The sequence below is a fragment of the Algoriphagus sp. genome, from assembly GCF_024305035.1.
In the GTDB taxonomy this organism is placed as follows: Bacteria; Bacteroidota; Bacteroidia; order Cytophagales; family Cyclobacteriaceae; genus Algoriphagus.
Genome location: NZ_JAMWZB010000013.1, coordinates 1 through 21,686 on the forward strand (window position 1 = coordinate 1; position 21,686 = coordinate 21,686).

A 21,686-nucleotide genomic window follows, 5' to 3' on the forward strand; every position below is an offset into this window, starting at 1 on the left:
ATTTTTGGTGCATTCCTAATTACTATTTTTGGTGCATATTCAATTACCGACTACAGAAAGCAATTGACCAATGCCAATACCTGGAGTTCTGCTACATTATTATCCTGATACTGAATTAAAAAGCAAAAAAATAACCCCGCCTCAGACTAAAGCGGGGTTTAATTCTAGTTGGTTTGTCCAATTAAAGGGCTGTCAAGTATTTGTTGAATCCACCTGCGGTCGAAACTCGGAAACTGATTTCAGAGGACGGCCTTTTGATGGAATAAATCTTGTGCAATCCCTGCTCATCTGATACTCGTTCAGTGTGAATCAATTCATCTCCATCATAGATAGAAACGGTGATTTCGCTTGCTTCAAGGTTACTAACTAGTAAACGATATTTGTTATCATCTATTTTAGCTACTCTTGAATAAACAGAAGGAGTTTCGGCAATGAAGTTTTCAAAGGTTGCTGTTCTCAAAACCCCTGACTGATCCATTACTTCTACTGAATAGGTTCCCTTAGGAAGGGCTTCCAAATCGTAACGCTTGGCAAAAGCCTCATCTTTAGTAATGCGGTCTCTAAGCACCAAATGGTTGTCTGCATCCTTAATCTTGACGATAACTGTTCCTTCAGGCGCTTCGCTTACAGCGACGACTACTTTGGAAGCTTCACTTTTTCTGATTTCTACTGTTTTTTCATTGCCTGCGGCAAAGGCTCCAGTCGCCATCCCGGCAACAAAAAGCATCGTGAATAATTTTTTCATTTTAATAATTGGTTTAATAGGTTCTTCTTAAAATTTGCAACCCGGAACGGCTGATCCGCTCTCGGAGGTATTTTGGGCTACAGGGTCCATCGAGTCTGATGGGGATCGAAATTGTCTGTTGACTCTACAAAGATACCAAACGGTAGTGAAATTGAAAATGTTTCAATAAAAATATCTATTTATTTGATAATCCTTAATAATATTAATCTTTTATTAAAAATATCATAAAATTATCCCGCAATCGATAGCGAAAGCCCTCTAATTAGGCCAATTTAAGAGATACCAAAATTATATACCGTTTTTATAATTTTTACAGAATATTGTCATTATATCAAATTAAAAATATACTGCTTCGCAATCGTTTGTATGGGGAGAAAAAAATTTCACTTTTTTTTCTAAGAATTTTAAAAATCTCTTAAAATGGAGTTAGTTTTAGATAAAAGGGGCCTTTTTATCAAGATTTTGCTTGAAAACGTCAGGCCTGCCTGTCAGGCATTCGTAGAGGTCCCCTTGCAGCCTACTCCTAATTTTTTTAATCGTACCGCCAGCTGTATCCAAGGTGATGTTATAGCGCGTACTCCCCTTTTTCAGAGTTCTATTGAAATTTTCACTTTTCCCCCTAAACCCTTTTCTACAATTTCAAAAAGTGTTTTTAGCGTCATGTTGCTCCCATTATTTTCAACTCTTGATATGTAAGTTCTTTTTTTATCAACTAATTCCGCTAATTGCTCTTGGGTTAGATTCCTTCCCTCTCGTGCCTTCTTTAATAGCAGACCAATTTTGAAAGATTCAAAATCTCTTTCCAATTCATCCCTTCGTTCGGTTCCTTTGACGCCGTACACATCGTCTTTAATTTCCTTCCAACTCTTCGTATTCATTTCTTTTTCTTTTTTTCTTTTTGAACTTCCTTATCAACATAATATTTATCCATCAGTTTAGCAGCCTTTTCTATTTCTTTGGGTGGTGTTTTTTGAGTTTTCTTCTGAAAGCCATTGAGCAAAATCACAAGTTTTCCTTCATCAAAAAAACAAAACACCCTCCATATATTAGATGCCAACTGAACCCTTGCTTCATATAGCCCTTTCTTTGTTTTGATGGGTTTCAAATAAGTCTCCGGAACTCTTTCCAAAGTTTCAATCGCTTCAATGACCTTAAAAATCTTGTTTTGAACTTTTTCAGTTTGGGCTAATAAAAAGTTTTTAAAATGGTCCTGATAAGCAATAACCTCCCTTACTTTTTCCACAATACAAATGTAACTTAAAAGTTACTATTTTCAAAATTTAAAAACTTATTGTCTTAGGTTTGAAATTCTTAATATGCGCTGCAACTTAGAGATTTCAGTAGGAAAGTAAAAAAATAACCCGGCAACTAGTCAAGTCACCGGGCCAAAACTTGGATCCAATAAGGCTTTTTAGTTCTTTTCAGCTAAGGCTTTCTCAACCATTTCCTGGGCAAAGCTTCCTTTGAGCTCGACAACCATCAGGTCCCCCTCATCGCCACCGACCAGGACCACCAAGTCAGAAATCGTCCGGGCTCCTTTGGAGTAAACCATAACACCACTTTTACCTTCGGCGGCTTCCATCAACAAATCATATCGCTCCTTTTGAAGGCCTTTTTGCAGCGCTTTAAATTCCGAATGATTGGCATCGGATCCTTCAGGCAACTTGAAGAAATTCATTTTTTCAAGGGATTTTGCCACCGTAGCCATATCATCCTCATCCAAATCAATTTTAAAGCCCTCGGCAAAGTTGAGGAAATTACCTCCCAATTCCATGTTGAAGAAATCCTCATGGCCCTGATATTTTTCCTTAAGCTGGGCAACAGATTTGCTTTGAGCAGAAACTTGGAGTACAAGACCTAAGAAGGCCAAGGTGAATAATAGCTTTTTCATGTGTAGGTTTAGTTTAATACGTTATTTAATTCAACTTTGAGATTTTGGTGATTTTTCATTGACTCTGGGGAGTAGGTAAAATGAAGCAATTCTGCCTGTTTGCGGTTTCCGACAAGCAAATAGACTTCCTTAGGCTGATTTATTTCTGTCTTGGAATACATCAAACAAAAGTCTTCGGATCCGACTTTGGAGAAGTCTTCCTTAAATCCCGAAGGAATTCCTGCCGTAAATCCTTGGACCAAGTCCTTAGCGTTCAACTTTGATAAATCGTACACGCTGCTCTCAAGCTTTTCGAATTGACTGAAATTAAAGGCTAGCTCAGAACCCTCAGATAGAAAAGGGAAGGTATACTTCAATTTCATAGCCTCATCCTTGACCGGTATTCCTTCCAAATCCATGGGCCAAAGTTGACTGGGCTTTTGGGCTTGGTTAGCCAATTTTTCATTGATGGAGGAATAAGGATCTTGCTGAGCCATAGCAGAAAAAGCTAAAGCCATAATCCCAACTAGTAAAAAGATAGATTTTTTCATATTCTCAATTATTTCCTGTTCTATGTTGCATATTTTTCAGTTCATACCCTCCGGAAAATCAGAAGCGGATAAAGGGTTTAAATTCCATTAAAACACTTAATTAACCTCCAACAGGGCTACTTTATTCCTTTCGGCCCCTTTGATCCTTTTCCGTATTGATCCATTCCTGGCAGGGAGGTTTTTTCGGCCAGGAGATTTAGATCCTCGTAGGTGAAGCTCCCGATAAGGGAAATCAGAGAAAATTCCTTTCCGCTACCCGATACCATCATCAATTCCTGAATCAGGCCATTTTTCTCCCGAATCATAAATTTCAAACTACTCCCCTTGTCCTGCACATCCATCAACTCTTCGTATTGGTTTTTGGTCAGGGTACCCATCGCCTCTTTATACAGCGTCATCCCGTCCACTTCCTCGGAAGACAAAATCCGAATCCCCTTTATCTTGGAGATCAAGCTGCCCATCTCCTCCGCATCTTCATCCTCTCCTGCGTTATTTTTCAGAAAGCCACCGGCCATCTGCATCATTTTGGGCGAAATGTACACCCGGCTGAAGCGGTCATCCTCCATGTATTTGGAGAAAAATCGTTGGATTGCATCGTCTTGGGCAAAACTCTGGGAGAGTATTCCCAAGAAGAAAATCAGTAATACTAATGTCTTTTTCATGTGTTTATAATTGTCTTTTAGCGGTCACATGGAATCTCGCAATTCTAATCATCCCGGTGTGTGACGGGTAGGTTATGCTCGATTTCATATTTTTATTGGTCTATATCAAATAGCTCCTGAGGCTTGTTCAGGTGCTGCAATTCTTTTAAGGGTTCCAATTGACCTCTTCCCTTTTCCAAGTTACCCTGAACTAAGGCCAAGGCCTGCATGACTTCCCTGTACGCAGCCTCCTCGGCACGGCTTTGGGCATTTTCCTGATACATCCAAGTCCCCGCCAAACTCATCAAAATCACCGCTGCCCAGCCGATCCATTGGATTCGGATCGTCTTGGAAGACTTACTTTGAGGTAAGATTAACCTCTCAGGCTCTTCGTCTTTGGCTTGATCCAATCCCGCAAAAAGCAAGTTGAGCTCATCAAACCCATCCGCACTTTTAAGCAAATCTTTCAGTTCCTCCTCCTCTTGCAGGCTGGTTTTGGCTTGCCAATATTTTTCAAGCAATTCTTCGATTCTCGAATTCATTAATTTGGTTTGATTAATTGGTTCCTAATGGCTTGGCGGGCACGGAAAAGGTTGACTTTAACCTGTTCCAAGCTGATTTTCAAGTATTCTGCGATCTCTTCATAAGTCAAGCCTTCCATTTCCCGGAGCTGAAAAACCTCCAGTTGCTTTTCTGGAAGAGATTTGAGCATCACATAAACTTTTTCCAACTTTTCGGCGGTCGCATTCTCCGGTTTTCCTTCGATTGGCAAATCATCAAGCTCTTCTAAGCCCGTGATTTTGGATTCTTTTCGGAAGTGCATCAAGGCTTCATTTTTTAGCGAACGAACCAGCCATCCGTTTAGATTGGGATGTTTTTCCAATTGATCCTGTCTTTGAAAAGAACGCTCGAAGACATTTTGAAGCAGATCCTCAGCCAAGCTCCTGTCTCGTACCCATAGGTAAACCAGGCGGTAGAGACGACTGCGCAAGGGCCAGATATGTGCTTCAAAAAATGACTTCATTCAGGTAGATGATGCATGGGTTTTTAAAAAGTTACAGCTTTATCAGAATTTTTTTCATCTTTTTTCTCTGTTCCAAAATTCAATGGGCTCAACAGTTTCCGCTCCAAACTGTTAATTTCACAATTGGGAATGCTCTAATTTTAGATTTAATTTAAATTAGGTAAAAAATGGTATGCATGCAGACTATTTTATATTTTGCAAGCGATAAGGAAAAACAAATGAAAGGACCGAAAAACCCCTTAGGCATAAAAAAAGCCCCAAATTGCTTTGGGGCTGGTGGTGATGAGTGGACTCGAACCACCGACTCACGGATTTTCAGTCCGATGCTCTACCAACTGAGCTACATCACCGTTTTGTAAAGTGATGCAAAGGTAGGTATTTGGCATTTTGATACAAATCATTTGAGAAAAAAATATTTATATAAACCCGAATAACAGACTAAATTAATCACTATGAGCTTTTTACCTCAACTCCTATTTTTGATCATTTTGGGCGTGGCAGGCTATTCTCTGAGCAAAAGGATCCAATTTCTGAAAAGAAATATCCTGCTCGGCAAGGCCGAAACCCGGAATGACCAAACCGATGCTCGATGGAAAACCATGTTTCTTGTTGCCTTTGGCCAGCAGAAAATGTTCAAGCGATTCATCCCCGCATTTCTTCACCTCCTGATCTATGTGGGCTTTGTGGTCATCAATTTGGAAGTACTTGAGTTTATCCTCGATGGGATCCTAGGTACCCACCGCCTTTTTGCTCCCCTACTCGGGAACGCCTATACCGTGGCCATGAATATCTTTGAGTTTCTGGCTGTAGCCGTGCTTTTCTCCTGTGTGGTATTTTTGATCCGAAGAAATGTCACCCGTGTGGAACGATTCCAAAAACCCGAATTGAAAGGTTGGCCGGCTTTAGACGCCAATTTGATTTTGGTCATTGAAATTATTTTGATGGTTGCGATTTTGACCATGAATGCTACCGATCAGATTTTGGCAAATAGAGGAGATGAGCATTACCTTGCGCTGGGCACCTTATTTTTCAGCAGTCTGATTCAGCCGCTCTTCGAAGGGTTTTCCAATGGAACACTGGTTCTATTGGAGCGATTCGCTTGGTGGTTCCATATTGCCGGAATCTTAGCTTTTGCCATTTACGTGACGTATTCAAAACACCTACATATTTTCTTGGCTTTCCCCAATACCTGGTATTCCAATCTAAAACCTAAAGGAGAAATGATCAACATGCCTGAGGTGACCAATGAGGTCAATATGATGCTAGGAATTCCTACGGAAAATGCTTCCGACCCTCCTGCTGAGATAGGCCGGTTTGGCGCCAAGGACATCAATGACCTTTCTTGGGTCAACCTACTTAACGCCTATTCCTGCACCGAATGCGGACGCTGTTCTGCAGAGTGTCCTGCAAACCTGACCGGAAAAAAATTATCCCCAAGAAAAATTATGATGGATGTCCGTGATCGCACTGAGGAAGTAGGAAAAAGTCTGGATGCAGGTGGACCCGGTTTGGAAGATGGCAAATCTCTTCTAGGCGATTACATTTCCCAAGAGGAAATCAATGCCTGCACTTCCTGCAATGCCTGCGTGGAAGCCTGCCCGGTCAACATCGATCCACTTGCAATCATTTTGCAGCTGAGACGCTACACGGCCATGGAGGAGTCAGGTTCCCCTGCTCAATGGAATGCCATGTTCCAAAACATGGAAACAAGTTTTTCCCCTTGGAAATTCAGTCCTCAAGATCGCTTCAATTGGGCCGAGAGCCTCAAAGAAGAGGAAGTGAAATAAGGCTCCGGTTTGTTTCAATTATCTAATTTCTAAACGTCTAAAAAATGTCAACCTATAAAGTACCCACCATGGCCGAAATGGCCGCAAATGGCCAGGAGCCTGAAGTCCTTTTTTGGGTAGGCTGTGCCGGTTCATTTGATGACCGATACAAAGCCGTAACCCAGGCTTTTGTCAAAATATTGAACAAGGTAGGAGTTTCATTTGCTGTTTTGGGCCCAGAGGAAGCCTGTACTGGAGATCCTGCCCGACGTGCAGGAAATGAATTCCTGTTTCAAATGCAGGCCGTAGCCAATATACAAGTACTCAATGGATACAACATCAAAAAGGTAGTCACTGCTTGCCCGCATTGCTTTAACACGATCAAAAATGAATACCCTGCACTAGGTGGCGAATACGAAGTAATTCATCATTCCCAGTTTCTCCAGCAATTGATTAATGCAGGAAAAGTTGCCTTAAAAGGCGGTGGTGAATTCAAAGGAAAGAAAATTACCTTTCACGACTCCTGCTTCCTTGGCCGCGCCAACAACGTCTATGAAGCCCCTCGGGAAGTCATCAAGGCCTTGGACGTGGAGTTGGTCGAAATGAAGCGCTGCCGCACCAAAGGGCTTTGCTGTGGGGCAGGAGGCGGACAAATGTTTAAAGAACCTGAACCGGGCAAAAAAGACATCAATATCGAGCGGACTGAAGAAGCCTTGGCCACCGGAGCGAGCACTATTGCCGTAGGATGTCCTTTCTGCTTGACCATGATGAGCGATGGAGTTAAAAACAAAGAGCAGGAAGAAAAGGTCAAAGTCTATGACCTTGCCGAAATGATTGCCAAAGATATGGGGATTTGAACACCCCGAATTGAATCAATTTCACCCTTTTTACCGTTAGGTAGGAAGGGTTTTTCAATTTAAACGAAAATAAAAAATGTATATCCCATTTGCACAGATGCCAGAAAATTCCCGAGTGTGGGTTTATCAAGCCGAGCGGGAGTTTTCAGATAAGGAATTACAGCAAATTCATCATCGACTCAGTCAGTTTTGTGAGGGATGGAATGTGCACGGCAATCCATTGCCCACCTCCTATACAATAATTGATAACCAACTCCTTGTTTTGGCTGCGGACGAAAGCGGTCTCGGTGCCAGTGGCTGCTCGATCGATAGCTCGGTCCGAGCGCTGAAAGAACTGGAAAGCCAACTCCAAGTAAATTTGACAGACAGCGGAAAAGTCAGCTTTAAACCCCAGTTGGGAGGTAAAATTCAAGTCACCAGTGCTTTAGGCATCAAATCAAAAATCCAAGCCGGCGAGATCCAAGCTGATACGTTGATCATAAATCCCCAGGTAAATTCTAAAATGGATCTGGAAAATGTTTGGATTTCAGCAGAGAATAGCTGGTTAAACAAATACTTTCCAAATTAATTAGTAATATTCAACTCTGATCATCAAAGAACCCTCCGATGAAAAACCATTTTTTGTGGACACTCTTTCTAGGCTTGATTTTACTCAATGCCTGCAAAAGCCTTCAGGAAAAAGGTACCGAACAGTACCTTTCCGGGGAATATCAGTATGCGATTAACACCTTCAAGCAGATTCTGGAAGAGGATCCAGAAAATCAAGAGGCCAATCAAATCGTTGCCGAAAGTTACCGCTTATCCAATCGGGTAGAGCTAGCGGCTCCCTACTATGAAAAGCTAGTTGAAGAAGATCCAAACTTTGAGAATTACTTTTTTCTCGGACAAAGTTTAAAAGCCCAGCAAGAAGACGAAAAGGCAAAAGAAGCCTTTGAAAAAGCCCGGGAATACACTCAGGATGAAAGTCTTTTGGCCCGAGTAAACCAAGAGCTCTCCGGAATTGAATTTGCCGAAGGAATCGAAAACTACTGGCCTTACCATGAATTGGTCAACTATCGCGAACTGAATACTTCCGGTCCGGATTATGCCCCGATTGTCAGCGAGCAGTTTTTATACTTTACCAGTGCTAGACAGGCTTCTGGCATTTATCCGGCTACGGGAACACCTTATACCAAGCTCTTCCGTACGCGAGCCGAAGACCTCCGAGTGGATGTCAGTGGGATTCAACCGCTTCCCGAATTCCAAAATGAGGAAGGATTGAATCAAGCCGCAGCGGCAATCAGTCCAGATGGAAATACCATTATTTATGCCCGAGGTAATTCAACTTCCCCACGCGACCTTCCTGAAACCGCCCTTTTTGCTTCTTATTTTCGTGGATCCGGATTTTCTCAGCCGATTTGGATGCCGGTAAATGAAGATGAATATTGGTGGAATTCCACCCCTTCTTTTAGTCCCGATGGAGAGGAACTTTTTTTTGCTTCCAATCGTCCCGGGGGATTTGGGGGAATTGACCTATACAAAGCCACTAAACTGGCTAATGGAGATTTTGGAAATGCAGTGAATCTCGGCCCCAACATCAATACCGCCGGCAATGAGCTTTTCCCAAGAATGGCTCCCGACGGTAAATTTTTCTTTGCTTCCGACGGGCATCCCGGATTCGGAAAACTTGATCTTTTCGTAGCCGAATCCAATGAAGATGGTGAACAAATCATCAAAAATCTTGGAGAAAATATCAATAGTTCGGCAGATGATTTCGCCATTTTCTTTACGGATTACCCCAAAGAGGGCTTCCTTTCTTCCAACCGTGAAGACGGAGTTGGAGACGATGACATTTATTATTTTGAGGACAAAACCCCTACCCCAAAAATCGTTAATGTCTTGCTGGATGTCACGACCAAAGAGCGGGTAGCCGGAGAGGAAGATCAAATTCTGGAACAGGCCCGAGTCGTGCTCTATGATGAAGAAAACAAACAAATCGGCGGAGACTTCTCCAACTCCCGAGGTCAGGTTCGCTTTACCATGGAGCCGGAATCAGACTACACGATCATTACCTCCAAAAACGGCTATTTCTCCAAATCCATCGCCTACTCTACCCGAGGCAAAACCCCGGATCCAAGTACCTTGGTGCAGGACGTGACCAACGTCAGTCTTGACACGACTATAGTTTTGGATCAATTGATTTTGGATAAATCCATCATTTTGGAAAATATTTACTATGACTTGGATAAAGCCGAAATCCGGGCGGATGCTGCAGTGGAATTGGATAAATTGGTGCAGATTCTCAAAGATAATCCTGCTATCCGAATTGAGTTAAGTTCGCATACTGACGCGCGATCTTCGGATCAATACAACCTAGACCTTTCGCAGCGTAGGGCCCAATCAGCTGTAGATTACATCGTCTCTCAGGGAATTGATGAAGATCGTTTGGTGGCCAAAGGCTATGGAGAAACCCAACTCATCATTGAAAACGCGCAAACCGAAGAAGAGCATCAAGTCAACCGGCGTACCGAGTTTAAGGTGATTGAAATTAAGGAATAGTTGTTTTTGCTTCCAAGAATAGCTGAATAGGAATCGCATTGAGGACGAAGAACCTATTCCAAAAAGTCAAGGAGTCGGGGGGATCCTCCCCCTGAAAAATAATTGAAAAAAGTGACTGATTCCCACAGGCAACCTACCTGGTAGCATTAGGGTAAACCAATTGCGGAACAGCCTAGCTCTGCATGGCACCTATTTGCTACGCGATGGAAGGCTTTATCCTTGGAGTAAATTCGAAACTGGCTATTCCTTCTATCCGGACGGCTTTAGGCTATTTTCGTTCGAGGCAGGGATGTTGATTTTTCAGCGGGCAACAACTCAGGAATACCTTTTCCTGATTTCAGCTTTTTGCTTTTGCCGCTCCCAAAGGGCTTTGGCTAAATCTAGGGAGATTTGGTCCGGCTCGGATTCATGTAGAATTCTCCGCAGCTGTGCTTCTCCCAAATCTATCCGATAGCAAATCTGAAGCAAGCGCTCAAAATCCCGATCGAGCAGTTGACTAATTGCTTGGGAAAGCAAAATCACCACTTCAGCTTCAGAAATAGGATGGGCTAGGCTGGGCAAGTCCCAATCCGCTTTAACCAAATCTAAGGCAATTTTCTCGATCTCAGTGAGCGGCGCAGTCATGGCATCAAAAAAGCCCGGAGAACCGGGCTGGGTTAGTTTACGATTCAGATTCTTCTTGGCCTGATTCGGCAGCGTCCTCCTCGCTGGCCGGCTCCAAAACCTCAGGAGCTTGGACTCGAATGAGTCTATACCAAGAAATCAATTTTTTGATATCGGAAGTATATACTCGGGATTCATCCACTTCCGGAAGGATATGCTTCATAAAGGCTCTCAGTTCGGCATCATCCGGATTGGCATCCAAGCCCAAATCCCCTTGAAATTCTGCCTCGATTTTCTGCATCACCGCTTGCAGCGGTTCGGCGCCTTCTTCAGTCAGGGTGTAAATCGAAATATCTGAAAGAATGGAAACCCGCTGGGACATCCCTGCCACCAATTTGGCCTTCTTTTCATCCATACTCTCCAAAATCACCCCCGAGCGGGAAGGCTTCAAAACTTTATACAAGCCGGGCTTGCCGGCAACGGTAGCAATGTCTTTAAAATTCATCAGTTATCATTTTGAGCTTGCAAATATAGAAATGACATCAATTGTTCACACCACTTTCGTACTCTTTGACCAAATCATCGATAAAATTGAGCAATTCCTCGGATCCTTGGCCTGTCTCGGCACTCGTAACGAAATAATCCGGGGCTTCTTCGAAAATCTCTTCCGTCTTCTTGAGAAACTGCTGGACATGTTGAGCCGTCTTACTTTTGGACTGCTTGTCTGATTTGGTAAATACGATCGCTGCGGGCACTCCTTCTGTGCCACACCAAAGCAAGAATTCCAAGTCAATCTTCTGCGGTTCAAGCCGGCTGTCAATCAATACAAATACCCCACAGAGATTCTCCCGTTTCAGCAGGTAGGTCTGAATCATGCTCTCCCAACCTTTTTTCACTTTCACATTGACTTTGGCAAAACCATAACCCGGCAAATCCACCATATACCAGCGGTCGTTGATCATAAAGTGATTAATCAACTGGGTTTTTCCGGGCTTTTGTGAAGTTTTAGCCAGATCTTTTTTTCCCGTCAGCGCATTGATCAGGGAACTTTTACCCACGTTGGACCTACCGATAAAGGCGATTTCAGCCCGGTCAGGGTTGGGGCACTTCCCCGGGTCAGCATTAGAAATGACAAATTCGGCTTTCTTGATCATGATTTTTATTTTCGCTGTAAAAATAAGGGATTATTATTTTGGAAGAGAATACTTCTCAATTTCAACATTTTTCCAATCCTCGGGTTTCTTTGGTAATATTGCAATCCATTAGCTCGATACGAAATGTCCGTAGTCCCTTACAAAGATAAAGAAGACCCCAAAAAAGCACAGGTCGCTGAAATGTTTAACAATATCAGCCCCAAATATGACTTGCTCAATCATGTCCTGAGCTTGGGAATTGATATTATTTGGAGAAAAAAAGCGATCAAGATGCTGAAAAAAGATCAGCCCAAACTGATTTTGGATATCGCAACCGGAACGGGCGATTTTGCCATTGAAGCATTGGCTCTGAATCCAGATAAAATCATCGGGGTGGATATTTCCGAAGGAATGCTTGACGAAGGCCGAAAGAAAATGAAAAAGCGGGGGCTGGAGGACAAGATCGAAATGCAACTCGGGGATTCAGAAGGTTTGCTTTTCGAAGATAATAAGTTTGATGCGGTCATCGTTTCATTTGGAGTTAGGAACTTCGAAAACCTGGAAAAAGGACTTGCGGATATGTATCGGGTTTTGAAGCCGGGAGGCAAGACTGTTATCCTGGAATTTAGCAAGCCACGTGCTTTCCCCATGAAGCAAGCTTATGCCTTTTATTCCAATGCCGTGCTCCCTCAAATAGGAAAGATTGTATCCAAAGACAATTCTGCGTATACTTATCTTCCCGAGTCGGTACAGGCTTTTCCGGATGGACAGGATTTTCTGGCCGTACTTAAAAAAGTTGGATTTCACAGCACCGTATGCAAACCACTCACTTTTGGAATAAGCTCGATTTACATCGGAGAAAAATAATATCCGGTTCCATCCTTATTCTTTTTATTCTTCTTCACCAGCTACCCGTCCAAGCTCAGGGGATGTTTGGGCTGACGAGTTCTTCAGGTTCTGATGAAAAGTTAATTTCCTACGGCTTTTTCCTAGCCGGACACCATAGCACCTTTCGGGTCAACTATTCCGATGCCTTCGTCGATCCCAATGCCAATGTCTCCCCTGAGGTACGAGCAATCTTTCCAAGATACTCCCCTGGGTTTTCCCTTGGGTTTATAGGAATGCTCCGTTTCCATGATCAGGTGCAGATGCTTTTTACGCCAAAAGTCGGTTTTTATGAATACAAAACCGAGGTTCACTATTTTAACGATCAAATCGACACAGAGTTAATAGGTGGAGATGTTATTGTAACCGGAGAAAATAGGGGAGAAATTATCACCTATAACTCAGAAGCTACCATGGTAGAGCTTCCCTTACTTTTCAAATATCGATCCCAGCGATTCAACAATACCCGAATGTATTTTCTAGGTGGTGCCAGCTATCAATTCCGCACCAAAACCCAAGAGGAAGCCAATTTGGAGGAGCTAGTGACTACCGGACAAGATTATACCATCGAATTGGGAATGGGCTTCGAGATCTATTTCAAATACTTCAAATTTGCTCCCGAAATCCGCTTTTCTCATGGCTTAAACAATCTTTATCAGGTCGAAAATACGCAGGCTGATTTTCGGGATGCCATTTCTTCAATCAAGCGAAAGAACATTACCATCTATCTGAATTTTCAGTAGGCCAGGAAATCCTTTAAATTTTTAGCGAATAATCCTACATTTAACCATGGAACGAAAAATTGCTTTAGTCACCGGAGCTACCTCCGGAATCGGAAAAGCTTGCGCCTTAATTTTGGCAAAAAACGGCTATCATCTTATTGTGACCGGTCGCCGAACTGATCGATTGGAGCAAGTTCAACAGGAAGTGCCTGAGGGAATCGAGGTGTTACCGCTCACTTTTGATGTTCGGGACAAGGAGGCTGTTTTTACACTGTTGGGAAATCTACCTGAACCTTGGAAAAACATCGATATTCTCATCAATAATGCTGGAAATGCACATGGTCTTGACCCGATTCAAACCGGGAATACGGATGATTGGGATGCCATGTTGGACATCAATGTCAAAGGGCTGCTCTATGTCTCCAAAGCCATTATCCCCGGTATGTGCGAACGGAAATCGGGAACCATCATCAATATCGGTTCGATCGCCGGAAAAGAAGTTTATCCCAACGGAAACGTGTATTGTGGTTCCAAGCATGCTGTGGACGCGATAACCAAAGGCATGCGAATAGACCTCAATTCTTTTGGCATCAAAGTAATTGGAATTCATCCGGGTTTGGTTGAAACCGAATTCTCTTTGGTCCGGTTCAAGGGAGACGAAGACCGCGCCGAAAAAATATACCAGGGATACGAACCGCTTTTGGCCCAGGATATTGCCGAGATCGTGGAGTTTTGTATCAATCGTCCCCCACATGTGGTTTTGGCCGATATCGTCGTACTGCCAACCGCTCAGGCTTCCGCTACGTTAGTCCATAAAAACAACTAAGCTTTGAAATACCACTATTTCATTCTTTGCATCCTGCTCATTTCCTGTTCTGCACCGAAAAGTGAGCAGGAAAAATTTTCTGAGGATCAACTCAAAAATGCACGACCAATCGCCGAATTGAATCCGGCTCCACTTCCTGAACTCGAGCAAAAACTCATCGACCAAGGGCTGGAAAATGTTGAAGTAGAAATTCCAGGAATTCGCGTGGAATTGAAGTATTCGACTACGGATAATTTCTTTGGAGAAGATGTCTATGGAGACCTGACCCGAGCTTATTTACAACCTGAGGCGGTAGCGCGTCTTAAAAAAGCCCAAGAATTACTTCAAGCTGACTATCCCCACTTTACCCTTCATGTGTACGATGGCGTAAGGCCCAGGTCTGTTCAGCAGATTCTTTGGGACAACTTGGACAAACCCGACAGTGTCAAGCCGCTGTATGTAGCCGATCCAAAAGTCGGCAGCCTTCACAATTTCGGTGTGGCTGTGGATTTGACCATTTTTGATTCCGAGGCCGATTCGGTGTTGGATATGGGAACGGACTATGATTTCTTTGGCTATGCGGCCTATCCCGACCGGGAAGAACAAATGCTCGAAGAAGGGATCATCACCCCAGCTCAAATCACAAATCGGAAAATCCTTCGAAAAGTGATGAACCAAGCAGGTTTTACAGGAATAGGCTCCGAATGGTGGCACTTCAACGCCTACAGCAGAAAAGAGGCTGGGGAAAAATTTAAAATCGTTGAATAATTCTTTTTACTCCTACTCATTCATGAAGATAAGCTTACTATTTTTCTTTTGGATCATTTCCTTCTCGGTTTCCTACAGCCAAGAGTACAATCTTGCTAATCCATCAGAGCTCAAAGAATACATTGAAGTCGTCAAAAAATCTACAGAAGGCCCAGAAATTGGCTCGAGGTTTCCTGACTTTACAGCTTTCGAGTTTGATGGTAAAAAACTAAGTTATGAGGATCTCCAAGAAAAACTTATCGTAGTAAATATTTGGTATGTTGGCTGCACGGGATGTAAGCAAGAAGAACCATTTCTTAAAAAGCTTACTGATGAATTTTCCACAACTGAGAACGTAATTTTTTTGAATTTTTCCATGTCATCTCCAAAAAAAAATGAACGCTATTTCTCCAAAAGAGGAGACTTTGGCTATCAAACAGCCAGTGTCGAAAGGAGTTGGGTCAAAGAAAAATTAAATATCACACTTTCTCCCACACACTTCCCGATCAAAAATGGTGTTCTCGAGGAGAAAATATCTTTAGCCTCAGCTCAACCAGAATCCCTTAATTGGTTCAAATCAAGAATCCTTTCACTTTTAAATTAAATCCCTTTTGAAAAAGATTATCCCTTTTCTCTTCCTGATTTTTCTCCAATTTTCCTGTGCTTCCACCAAAATTTACCCCAGAATCAAGTGTCAAACTTGCGTTAGCAAATCGGACGGGATTCTCCTGATGCCTTTGCAGTGGGATCCGAGCTTTCGTCAGCTCAGCACCGCACAGATAAATGAATTGGAGCAACTGATTTTAGAAATTTTCAGAGAGGAGGGTTTTACCCAGGTAGAGCTTTATGATCGGATGGAGTATGAATTGCTCCATGCCGGCATCCGAGACGTCAATGATCCTATTCAACGAGCCAATATCAATTTGGAATTGGGAATCCCCTACCTCTTGGGTCTGAGTTTGGGCGAAAGCAACTGGTCGGGAAATTGGGAAGCCATTGATCCTGATTTTCCCGAGGCGGGTACCTATTGGGAGGAAGATACTCAGGTGAGTAGCATGCTCCGAATTGCCCTTTTTGAAACCGCTGCCGGAGACATCGTCTCTGACTACGCAGTGGAAGCCACAATTAATGGAATGCCTATCCCGATTGGAGATGGAGAAACACTTACCCTGAATTTCGGCTCAGTCATCAAAGCGGTCAGCATCGCCACCCGGAAAGGCATCAAAAATCTAGTCAGCGATTGCAGTTGCTCACCTTAAGAAAAGCACCGGATTTTTAAGGGGATTCTGTACATTTGTTCTGCCTACAAATTCCTTTGCCGTGTATAAAAAACTACTCAAACCCCTACTCTTTCATCTTCCTGCCGAAGCTGCTCATCATTTGACTTTTGACCTGACCAAACTCTCATTTAATCTTCCGGGAGCTAAGGGAATTTTAAAAAGCAATTATGCCTTTGAGCATCCATCTTTAGCCCGCAAGGTTTTTGGGTTGACCTTTAAAAACCCGATTGGACTTGCTGCAGGTTTTGACAAGGACGCCAAACTCATCGATGAAATGGCACAATTGGGTTTCGGATTTATCGAAATCGGAACTTTGACCCCAAAACCTCAACCTGGGAATCCTCTTCCCCGGCTTTTTCGCCTCCCCAAAGATCAAGCCCTGATTAATCGGATGGGGTTTAACAATGGTGGGGTTTTGGCTGCTGTAGAACGGTTGAAGAAGCGGAAATCAAACGTAATAATTGGGGGTAACATTGGGAAAAATAAGGTCACCCCCAATGAACAGGCAGTCCACGATTACCTCTATTGCTTGGAGGCTTTGCACGATTATGTGGATTATTTTGTGGTTAATGTCAGTTCACCCAACACACCCAATCTTCGGGATTTACAGGAAAAGGAACCGCTCAAAGCGTTGCTTTCGGCTGTAAAAAAAGCCAATGACGAAAAGGATAAACCCAAACCCATTTTGCTAAAAATCGCCCCGGATTTAACCCATGGGCAATTGGATGACATCATCGAAATCGTCAACGAAACACAAATTGATGGGGTAATCGCCACCAATACCACCATTGATCGGACACAATTGGAAACCTCTAGGCAAGAAGTCGAGGCAATCGGAGCAGGGGGAGTTAGTGGCAAAGTACTCCAATCGAGAAGCACGGAGGTGATTCGATACCTTCACCAAAAATCTGGCGGTTCATTTCCCATTGTCGGAGTGGGTGGAATTTTCTCTGCCGAGGACGCCATCGAAAAATTGGAAGCAGGAGCCAGCCTGGTTCAGGTGTACTCAGGCATGATTTATGAGGGACCTGGATTGATCAAAGAAATCAAAAAAGGCTTAACCGCTTATTTTTCGAAGTAATTTGTACATCTTAACCCTTAAATTCGGTTTTCAAACCCAGGACGCGATCGATATTCATGGCCACTAATTCACCCAGGACCAACACTTTTCGAAAAAAAGGAGAAAAATCCAAAAAGCCATCTTCCAGTACTGGAGGGTTCAAGTTTTCGTTGGGGACTTTCAAAGCTTCCAAACTTGTCTTGGCTTTGGGGATCACCTTGATGTCTGCCGGTATCTTCCTATTCATTGCCTTCATCAGCTATTTTTTAAATGGACCTACCGACCAAAGTGTGGTCATGAACTCGGATTCGGAGGCCATTCGGGAATCTGCCCGTGAAACTCAAAACTGGCTTGGGTATTTGGGTGCGCAGGCCGGGCATTGGATGATTTACCGCTGGTTTGGACTGGCCGCTTTTCTGTTTCCTCCCTTTCTTTTTCTAATTGGTTTTCGCTGGACCTTTCGATTTTCGCTGGTTTCGCTGACGCGATACTCGACATTTGCACTATTCTTTACCTTTTGGTTGGGTTTATTAACCGGATACGTGGTTATTTTAGTCAAAGGCTACTCCTACTGGAGTTTTCTCTCCGGAGGATTCGGCTATGAACTGGCCAAATTATCTTCAGATTTTTTAGGATGGGGCACGTTCATTCTCATCGGGGGAGCTCTTTTGATTTTTGTGATTTTCTTTTTTGATATTGACAAATTGGACTGGTTTAGCAGTAAATCAGGTGAGGATGAGCTAGAGGAGGATTCAGACTTAGTCACCACCGAAAAAGAGGATTTGAGCATCAAGCCTGCGGCTAAAAATGAAGATCCATTTAACCTGGAGGAAGAGGAAGAATTTGAGGATGATGGGACCGACTGGATCATCAAAGGGGGAGAGGAAAAGCCTTTTGAGGGTAAACCTAATGGGGAGGAAGATCCATTCGAAATCAATCAAGTCAATCTCTTGGATGAATCCGAGGAAAGGGCTGAATCCAAAAAAACGGAAGAAAAGCAGTTTTCTGTCACCAAAGCGGTCAATGAGGAAAAAACAGCGGAAGAAGTCGAAAACCTTGACCCCTATGACCCCACCTTGGATTTGCCCCGCTATCAGTATCCAACCCTGGATTTACTCAACGAATATGACCTTCAAAAGGTCACCGTCACCCGTCAAGAACTCGAGGAGAATAAAAACAAAATCGTCGAGACCCTTGAAAACTTTAAAATTGGCATACAGGAAATCAAGGCAACAATCGGCCCAACCGTAACCCTATATGAAATTGTTCCGGAACCCGGGGTGAAGATATCCAAAATCAAAAATCTGGAAGACGATATTGCCTTGAGTTTGGCTGCTTTGGGAATCCGTATCATCGCACCCATCCCAGGCAAAGGCACCATTGGGATCGAAGTGCCCAATAAAAACCGGGAGCTCGTTCCGGCACGTGCAGTTTTGGGTACTGAAAAATTTATGCGCTCGGATAAGGACTTGCCGATTGCCTTGGGTAAAACCATCTCCAATGAAGTCTTTGTCGGCGATTTGGCCAAAATGCCTCATTTGCTGATGGCCGGTGCCACAGGCCAGGGAAAATCTGTGGGATTGAACATGATTTTGGCTTCCCTGATCTACAAGAAGCACCCTTCCCAACTGAAATTTGTTTTAGTCGATCCCAAGAAGGTGGAATTGACCTTGTTTAACAAAATTGAGCGGCACTTTTTGGCCAAACTCCCCGGATCGGAAGAAGCGATCATCACCGATACCAAAAAGGTAATTTATACCTTAAATTCCTTGTGCATCGAAATGGACAATCGCTACAACCTGCTCAAAGATGCTGGGGCGCGAAATCTTAAAGAATACAACGCAAAATTCATTGCCCGAAAACTCAATCCTGAGAAAGGTCATCGATTCATGCCCTACATCGTTTTGGTGATTGATGAATTAGCCGACCTGATGATGACTGCAGGAAAAGAAATCGAGGGGCCCATTGCCCGGCTGGCCCAGCTCGCACGGGCCATTGGGATCCATTTGGTGGTAGCCACGCAGCGACCTTCTGTAAATGTAATCACAGGAATAATTAAAGCCAACTTCCCTGCACGGCTTTCCTTCCGAGTGACCTCCAAAATTGACTCCAGAACGATCCTGGATGCGGGTGGAGCTGACCAGTTGATTGGTATGGGGGACATGCTACTTTCTCAAGGGTCAGAAATGATCCGTTTGCAATGTGCTTTCCTAGATACCCCGGAAGTAGATGCCATCTGTGATTGGATCGGAGAGCAAAAAGGGTATTCGGACGCTTATCTTTTGCCGGAATTTGAAGGAGAAGACGGGGATAACTCCATCGGTGAAGTGGACCTTTCCGATCGAGACCCCTTGTTTGAGGATGCTGCTCGACTTATCGTTCTTCACCAGCAAGGGAGTACCTCGCTGATTCAACGAAAACTTAAGCTCGGATATAACCGGGCAGGCCGGATTATCGATCAACTTGAAGCGGCTGGAGTCGTGGGTTCCTTTGAAGGCTCCAAGGCACGGGAAGTATTGATTCAAGACGACGCTAGTTTGGAACAATTATTGAATAGTTTATAGTAGCCGAGTAGAACAGCAAACGGCTATAGATTCATGAAAAAATTTGCCCTATTCATCAGTATCCTTCACTTTTTCTTCTTTGCCCTATCAGCAGAAGCCCAAAAGCAACCGGAGGCAAAAAAGGTCTTGGACCAAATGAGTCAAAAATTCAGAAGCCTCAATGGCTTTACGGCAGAATTTGACTTTACTTATCAAGATGCGAGTGGAAGCTCAGAGCGACAAAGCGGGGAAATCGCAGTCAAAGGCGAACAATATCGACTCAAACTTCCTGAGCAAGAAATCTTCAACGATGGAAAAACGGTCTGGACCTACATTCAAGCAGATGGATACAAGGAAGTTACCATCAATGATGTCTCACAAATGGAAGGCGAATTGACACCCTCCAACATCTACCGAATGTATGAATCGGGATTTGATTACAAACTTTTGAAGGAAAAAGTATTCCAAGGCAAAGCTACCCAAGTGGTTGAACTGAATGCGACCAGTTCAGATGCTCCTTTTGAGCAAGTCAAATTAATGATCGACAAAAACAGTAAGGATTTGCTGGGTTGGGAGATGTTTGATGGACAGGGAGGGATGTTTTCCTACACCTTTAAAAACCTCAAGCAAAACGCCAATCTTCCGGCAACCTATTTTGCTTTTGATGCCAAAAAATACCCTGGCATTGAGGTGATAGATTTGAGGTAAAACCTTCTGGAAACCCGATTATCCTTTTCCTTCATGTGAGAAATTATCGAACAGTAAGCTTTAGGTTAAAGTAACCCCTTTTGTTTGTGGCTTCCTTTCCAATCCACTAGTTGTCCAGGATATCCAATTTTGAATCAAGCGTAACCCATACTCGGTGAGCAAAGCCTCGGGATGATATTGAATCCCTACAATCGGCAAATTCCGATGGACCATACCCATGATTTCATTCTCCTGTGTTTTCAATAGCGGAATCAGACATTCGGGCAATTCTGAAAGCTGGAGGGAATGATACCGGGTTACTGAAAATTTCTCAGGTATACCGGCTAATACCTCATGATTTTGGATCCGATAGACTGAATGAACTTTACCGTGCGTCGGCTTTTTGTTTTTAATTAGGCTGGCTCCAAAAAATTCACCAATCGCCTGATGCCCCAAACATACTCCCAAAATCGGAACTTGCCGATGATATTGCCTCAACATATTCATCAGATTTCCAGCTTTTGAGGGAGTCTCCGGTCCCGGAGAAAGGATCAATCCGTTGAACTCAAGGGCTTCGATTTCTTGATGAGTGCAATCATTTCTCAGCATTTTTAAATCCTGTCCCGTCTGCCGGATTAAATCCGCCAAAATATGGCTAAAGGAATCAAAATTATCGATTAATAGCAGCATCTTTTACTTTTTCGACCCATTCCTCCACGATTCCCTTTGTCGAATCTACCGGAGGGAAAAACGGTGCCACTACATCAATCACAAAAGGCGCCAAGGGTTCGATGTAAGAAACCAACTCGGACTGTCGCTCCCATTTTTTGGGATAATCCACTTCAAACTCCCGAACAAACCAATAAAACAAACTTAGAAAAAAACCCGCTTTAATTACCCCCAAAAATATCCCTGCAATGGAATCAAAGGTGCCCAAAATCGTTAAATCCATCAGCTTTTTCAGGGTCCATCCCACCACACGAATCAGAATCAAGCTCAAAACAAAAATGAGCAAAAACCCCATGACTGGATAAGAAAGGTTGACACTATCCATATTTTCCCCCAGCCATGCAGCTGCCGGTTCCATAAAATAAAATCCCAAAACCAGTGCCACCACAAAACCAATTAGTCCCAAGATCCCTAAGAGGAATCCTTGGCGGTATCCCTCATAGGCTCCTAGGACTAAAATCAAAACGATGACAATATCGATGTAGGACTGCGTTTCCAAC

At 43.4% G+C, this 21,686-nt stretch carries 26 protein-coding genes and 1 tRNA gene; 13 read left to right on the top strand and 14 right to left on the bottom strand.

Annotation, left to right across the window (positions count from 1 at the left end; all coding sequences use genetic code 11):
- Positions 1–181: 181 nt before the first annotated feature.
- From Q0L00_RS08780 to Q0L00_RS08820, 9 genes are all read right to left on the bottom strand, one after another.
- Positions 182–745, bottom strand: coding sequence for a hypothetical protein (locus tag Q0L00_RS08780; protein ID WP_297336507.1), 564 nt, complete (start codon positions 743–745; stop codon positions 182–184).
- Positions 746–1,332: 587 nt separating this feature from the next.
- Positions 1,333–1,623, bottom strand: a complete 291-nt coding sequence (locus tag Q0L00_RS08785) for a helix-turn-helix transcriptional regulator (protein ID WP_297336508.1) — start codon at positions 1,621–1,623, stop codon at positions 1,333–1,335.
- On the bottom strand, positions 1,620–1,988 hold the full coding sequence (locus tag Q0L00_RS08790) for a type II toxin-antitoxin system RelE/ParE family toxin (RefSeq protein ID WP_297336509.1): 369 nt from the start codon (positions 1,986–1,988) through the stop codon (positions 1,620–1,622). The genes Q0L00_RS08785 and Q0L00_RS08790 overlap by 4 nt, the downstream gene beginning before the upstream one ends.
- A gap of 168 nt (positions 1,989–2,156) precedes the next feature.
- Positions 2,157–2,636 (bottom strand): DUF4252 domain-containing protein, encoded by a 480-nt coding sequence (locus Q0L00_RS08795; protein WP_297336510.1) that lies wholly within the window; start codon positions 2,634–2,636, stop codon positions 2,157–2,159.
- 8 nt (positions 2,637–2,644) lie between these two features.
- Entirely contained in the window at positions 2,645–3,166 is a 522-nt protein-coding gene (locus Q0L00_RS08800; RefSeq protein ID WP_297336511.1) for a hypothetical protein, read from the bottom strand.
- Positions 3,167–3,282: 116 nt separating this feature from the next.
- Positions 3,283–3,828, bottom strand: coding sequence for a DUF4252 domain-containing protein (locus tag Q0L00_RS08805; RefSeq protein WP_297336512.1), 546 nt, complete (start codon positions 3,826–3,828; stop codon positions 3,283–3,285).
- A gap of 92 nt (positions 3,829–3,920) precedes the next feature.
- Positions 3,921–4,349, bottom strand: coding sequence for a hypothetical protein (locus Q0L00_RS08810; RefSeq protein ID WP_297336513.1), 429 nt, complete (start codon positions 4,347–4,349; stop codon positions 3,921–3,923).
- Entirely contained in the window at positions 4,349–4,831 is a 483-nt protein-coding gene (locus Q0L00_RS08815) for an RNA polymerase sigma factor (RefSeq protein ID WP_297336514.1), read from the bottom strand. The genes Q0L00_RS08810 and Q0L00_RS08815 overlap by 1 nt, the downstream gene beginning before the upstream one ends.
- A 274-nt stretch (positions 4,832–5,105) precedes the next feature.
- Positions 5,106–5,181: transfer RNA gene (locus tag Q0L00_RS08820), tRNA-Phe, on the bottom strand.
- Between the two features lie 102 nt (positions 5,182–5,283).
- On the opposite strand from Q0L00_RS08820, the gene Q0L00_RS08825 reads away from it, so the two are divergent.
- From Q0L00_RS08825 to Q0L00_RS08840, 4 genes are all read left to right on the top strand, one after another.
- The gene (locus Q0L00_RS08825; RefSeq protein ID WP_297336515.1) at positions 5,284–6,618 is read left to right on the top strand and encodes a 4Fe-4S dicluster domain-containing protein; all 1,335 of its coding nucleotides are present in this window, start codon (positions 5,284–5,286) and stop codon (positions 6,616–6,618) included.
- Positions 6,619–6,662: 44 nt separating this feature from the next.
- Entirely contained in the window at positions 6,663–7,454 is a 792-nt protein-coding gene (locus Q0L00_RS08830) for a (Fe-S)-binding protein (protein ID WP_092793031.1), read from the top strand.
- A gap of 76 nt (positions 7,455–7,530) precedes the next feature.
- On the top strand, positions 7,531–8,022 hold the full coding sequence (locus Q0L00_RS08835) for a hypothetical protein (RefSeq protein WP_297336516.1): 492 nt from the start codon (positions 7,531–7,533) through the stop codon (positions 8,020–8,022).
- A gap of 38 nt (positions 8,023–8,060) precedes the next feature.
- Positions 8,061–9,992 carry an OmpA family protein gene (locus Q0L00_RS08840; protein ID WP_297336517.1) on the top strand — a complete coding sequence of 644 codons (1,932 nt, stop codon included), beginning with the start codon at positions 8,061–8,063 and terminating at the stop codon, positions 9,990–9,992.
- A gap of 315 nt (positions 9,993–10,307) precedes the next feature.
- Here the strand turns inward: Q0L00_RS08840 and Q0L00_RS08845 are convergent, their stop codons facing one another.
- From Q0L00_RS08845 to yihA, 3 genes are read right to left on the bottom strand one after another with little or no spacing between them, the layout of a single operon-like run.
- Positions 10,308–10,616, bottom strand: coding sequence for a hypothetical protein (locus Q0L00_RS08845; RefSeq protein WP_297336518.1), 309 nt, complete (start codon positions 10,614–10,616; stop codon positions 10,308–10,310).
- 37 nt (positions 10,617–10,653) lie between these two features.
- Complete coding sequence (locus Q0L00_RS08850) at positions 10,654–11,100, bottom strand: DUF5606 domain-containing protein (RefSeq protein WP_297336519.1); 447 nt, start codon at positions 11,098–11,100, stop codon at positions 10,654–10,656.
- Between the two features lie 37 nt (positions 11,101–11,137).
- Positions 11,138–11,749 (bottom strand): ribosome biogenesis GTP-binding protein YihA/YsxC, encoded by a 612-nt coding sequence (gene yihA / locus Q0L00_RS08855; protein ID WP_297336520.1) that lies wholly within the window; start codon positions 11,747–11,749, stop codon positions 11,138–11,140.
- 123 nt (positions 11,750–11,872) lie between these two features.
- On the opposite strand from yihA, the gene ubiE reads away from it, so the two are divergent.
- From ubiE to Q0L00_RS08900, 9 genes are all read left to right on the top strand, one after another.
- Positions 11,873–12,595: a bifunctional demethylmenaquinone methyltransferase/2-methoxy-6-polyprenyl-1,4-benzoquinol methylase UbiE gene (gene ubiE, locus Q0L00_RS08860; RefSeq protein WP_297336521.1), complete on the top strand. Its 723-nt coding sequence runs from the start codon at positions 11,873–11,875 to the stop codon at positions 12,593–12,595.
- Positions 12,544–13,356, top strand: a complete 813-nt coding sequence (locus Q0L00_RS08865) for an outer membrane beta-barrel protein (protein WP_297336522.1) — start codon at positions 12,544–12,546, stop codon at positions 13,354–13,356. The genes ubiE and Q0L00_RS08865 overlap by 52 nt, the downstream gene beginning before the upstream one ends.
- A gap of 46 nt (positions 13,357–13,402) precedes the next feature.
- The gene (locus Q0L00_RS08870) at positions 13,403–14,161 is read left to right on the top strand and encodes an SDR family NAD(P)-dependent oxidoreductase (protein ID WP_297336523.1); all 759 of its coding nucleotides are present in this window, start codon (positions 13,403–13,405) and stop codon (positions 14,159–14,161) included.
- Positions 14,162–14,269: 108 nt separating this feature from the next.
- A complete protein-coding gene (locus Q0L00_RS08875; protein WP_297336628.1) occupies positions 14,270–14,908 on the top strand; it encodes a M15 family metallopeptidase in 639 nt (212 codons plus the stop codon).
- A gap of 22 nt (positions 14,909–14,930) precedes the next feature.
- The gene (locus tag Q0L00_RS08880; RefSeq protein ID WP_297336524.1) at positions 14,931–15,491 is read left to right on the top strand and encodes a redoxin domain-containing protein; all 561 of its coding nucleotides are present in this window, start codon (positions 14,931–14,933) and stop codon (positions 15,489–15,491) included.
- A gap of 7 nt (positions 15,492–15,498) precedes the next feature.
- Positions 15,499–16,146: a hypothetical protein gene (locus tag Q0L00_RS08885; RefSeq protein ID WP_297336525.1), complete on the top strand. Its 648-nt coding sequence runs from the start codon at positions 15,499–15,501 to the stop codon at positions 16,144–16,146.
- Between the two features lie 61 nt (positions 16,147–16,207).
- On the top strand, positions 16,208–17,248 hold the full coding sequence (locus Q0L00_RS08890) for a quinone-dependent dihydroorotate dehydrogenase (protein ID WP_297336526.1): 1,041 nt from the start codon (positions 16,208–16,210) through the stop codon (positions 17,246–17,248).
- A gap of 56 nt (positions 17,249–17,304) precedes the next feature.
- On the top strand, positions 17,305–19,791 hold the full coding sequence (locus Q0L00_RS08895; RefSeq protein WP_297336527.1) for a DNA translocase FtsK: 2,487 nt from the start codon (positions 17,305–17,307) through the stop codon (positions 19,789–19,791).
- A 33-nt stretch (positions 19,792–19,824) separates the two neighbouring features.
- Positions 19,825–20,478 carry an outer membrane lipoprotein carrier protein LolA gene (locus Q0L00_RS08900; protein ID WP_297336528.1) on the top strand — a complete coding sequence of 218 codons (654 nt, stop codon included), beginning with the start codon at positions 19,825–19,827 and terminating at the stop codon, positions 20,476–20,478.
- Between the two features lie 60 nt (positions 20,479–20,538).
- On the opposite strand, the gene Q0L00_RS08905 is transcribed toward Q0L00_RS08900, so the two are convergent.
- Both Q0L00_RS08905 and Q0L00_RS08910 read right to left on the bottom strand, forming a co-directional pair.
- Positions 20,539–21,147: an aminodeoxychorismate/anthranilate synthase component II gene (locus tag Q0L00_RS08905; protein WP_297336529.1), complete on the bottom strand. Its 609-nt coding sequence runs from the start codon at positions 21,145–21,147 to the stop codon at positions 20,539–20,541.
- Positions 21,128–21,685 (bottom strand): CvpA family protein, encoded by a 558-nt coding sequence (locus Q0L00_RS08910; protein ID WP_297336530.1) that lies wholly within the window; start codon positions 21,683–21,685, stop codon positions 21,128–21,130. Before Q0L00_RS08910 ends, Q0L00_RS08905 begins: the two co-directional genes overlap by 20 nt.
- Position 21,686 lies beyond the last annotated feature (1 nt).

Excerpts from the sequence above, each read along its gene's own strand:
- Q0L00_RS08850 (WP_297336519.1), bottom strand. The coding sequence starts at position 11,100 with ATGAATTTTAAAGACATTGCTACCGTTGCCGGCAAGCCCGGCTTGTAT.
- Q0L00_RS08865 (WP_297336522.1), top strand. The coding sequence starts at position 12,544 with ATGCAAACCACTCACTTTTGGAATAAGCTCGATTTACATCGGAGAAAA.
- Q0L00_RS08785 (WP_297336508.1), bottom strand. The coding sequence starts at position 1,623 with ATGAATACGAAGAGTTGGAAGGAAATTAAAGACGATGTGTACGGCGTC.
- Q0L00_RS08870 (WP_297336523.1), top strand. The coding sequence starts at position 13,403 with ATGGAACGAAAAATTGCTTTAGTCACCGGAGCTACCTCCGGAATCGGA.
- Q0L00_RS08905 (WP_297336529.1), bottom strand. The coding sequence starts at position 21,147 with ATGCTGCTATTAATCGATAATTTTGATTCCTTTAGCCATATTTTGGCG.
- Q0L00_RS08835 (WP_297336516.1), top strand. The coding sequence starts at position 7,531 with ATGTATATCCCATTTGCACAGATGCCAGAAAATTCCCGAGTGTGGGTT.
- Q0L00_RS08795 (WP_297336510.1), bottom strand. The coding sequence starts at position 2,636 with ATGAAAAAGCTATTATTCACCTTGGCCTTCTTAGGTCTTGTACTCCAA.
- Q0L00_RS08805 (WP_297336512.1), bottom strand. The coding sequence starts at position 3,828 with ATGAAAAAGACATTAGTATTACTGATTTTCTTCTTGGGAATACTCTCC.
- yihA (WP_297336520.1), bottom strand. The coding sequence starts at position 11,749 with ATGATCAAGAAAGCCGAATTTGTCATTTCTAATGCTGACCCGGGGAAG.
- Q0L00_RS08880 (WP_297336524.1), top strand. The coding sequence starts at position 14,931 with ATGAAGATAAGCTTACTATTTTTCTTTTGGATCATTTCCTTCTCGGTT.
- Q0L00_RS08895 (WP_297336527.1), top strand. The coding sequence starts at position 17,305 with ATGGCCACTAATTCACCCAGGACCAACACTTTTCGAAAAAAAGGAGAA.
- Q0L00_RS08825 (WP_297336515.1), top strand. The coding sequence starts at position 5,284 with ATGAGCTTTTTACCTCAACTCCTATTTTTGATCATTTTGGGCGTGGCA.
- Q0L00_RS08845 (WP_297336518.1), bottom strand. The coding sequence starts at position 10,616 with ATGACTGCGCCGCTCACTGAGATCGAGAAAATTGCCTTAGATTTGGTT.
- ubiE (WP_297336521.1), top strand. The coding sequence starts at position 11,873 with ATGTCCGTAGTCCCTTACAAAGATAAAGAAGACCCCAAAAAAGCACAG.
- Q0L00_RS08810 (WP_297336513.1), bottom strand. The coding sequence starts at position 4,349 with ATGAATTCGAGAATCGAAGAATTGCTTGAAAAATATTGGCAAGCCAAA.
- Q0L00_RS08800 (WP_297336511.1), bottom strand. The coding sequence starts at position 3,166 with ATGAAAAAATCTATCTTTTTACTAGTTGGGATTATGGCTTTAGCTTTT.
- Q0L00_RS08840 (WP_297336517.1), top strand. The coding sequence starts at position 8,061 with ATGAAAAACCATTTTTTGTGGACACTCTTTCTAGGCTTGATTTTACTC.
- Q0L00_RS08900 (WP_297336528.1), top strand. The coding sequence starts at position 19,825 with ATGAAAAAATTTGCCCTATTCATCAGTATCCTTCACTTTTTCTTCTTT.
- Q0L00_RS08815 (WP_297336514.1), bottom strand. The coding sequence starts at position 4,831 with ATGAAGTCATTTTTTGAAGCACATATCTGGCCCTTGCGCAGTCGTCTC.
- Q0L00_RS08780 (WP_297336507.1), bottom strand. The coding sequence starts at position 745 with ATGAAAAAATTATTCACGATGCTTTTTGTTGCCGGGATGGCGACTGGA.
- Q0L00_RS08830 (WP_092793031.1), top strand. The coding sequence starts at position 6,663 with ATGTCAACCTATAAAGTACCCACCATGGCCGAAATGGCCGCAAATGGC.